The following is a 722-nucleotide window of genomic DNA, read 5'->3' on the forward strand; positions in this document are numbered from 1 at the left end:
CCTCAGTCGAACGGCACCGGATCGTGCCCACCGTCTTGGCGGAGAGCCCGGTCGCCGCCCCGATAGCCCGGTCCGACCACATCGGGTGGCTGAGCAGGATGCGCGCCGCCGCCTCCTTGCGGTCGCCGAGGCCGAGCGGCAGACCGTGGGTGATATTGGATTCCACGGCGAGGACGAAAGCGTCCTTCTCCTCGCCCTCGAAGAACCGCACGTCGATCTCGTTCGCACCCCGGAGTTCGGTAGCGCGGAGTCGGTGCATCCCGTCGATCACCTGCATCGTGGACGGCATCACGATGATAGGGGGAAGTTCCGCTTCGAATTCCGCGAGAGCACGGATGTGTTCCGGATCCTCACCCGCGCTTCGCGGGGAGTCCGAGGGGCGGAGAGAAGTAATCGGCACTTTGACGACACCGGATAATTTTGCGCTGTTTCCGTTGAGCACCTCTGGCGCCTCGACGACACGGCCACTGGATTGTGCATGGCTCTTGAGACTGAGCTCCATTACATACCTTCCAGTCAAAGGCATTCCCCTGCATGGTGCGAAGCACGCCCACAACTTCCCTCGACCTACGATTATCACCCAACCGTTTCAATGGTAAAGCAACAGCAAATGACCGAAACACCGGTTCACAGGATCAGCGGATCCCGTCAGCCCCCGGCCGCACCGGCGCCCGAGACACCACAACCCCCAGGGAGACCAAGATCCAGCAGGGGGCGGGCGG

Annotated in this window: 1 protein-coding gene; it reads right to left on the reverse strand. The window is 62.7% G+C overall.

The window, feature by feature from the left end; genetic code table 11:
• A partial coding sequence (locus AOK08_RS48270; protein ID WP_241827324.1) for a ParB/RepB/Spo0J family partition protein occupies positions 1–502 on the reverse strand: 502 nt, incomplete at its 3' end.
• Between the last annotated feature and the right edge of the window lie 220 nt (positions 503–722).

The organism is Streptomyces graminilatus, from assembly GCF_001418565.1.
Taxonomy (GTDB): Bacteria; Actinomycetota; Actinomycetes; order Streptomycetales; family Streptomycetaceae; genus Streptomyces; species Streptomyces graminilatus.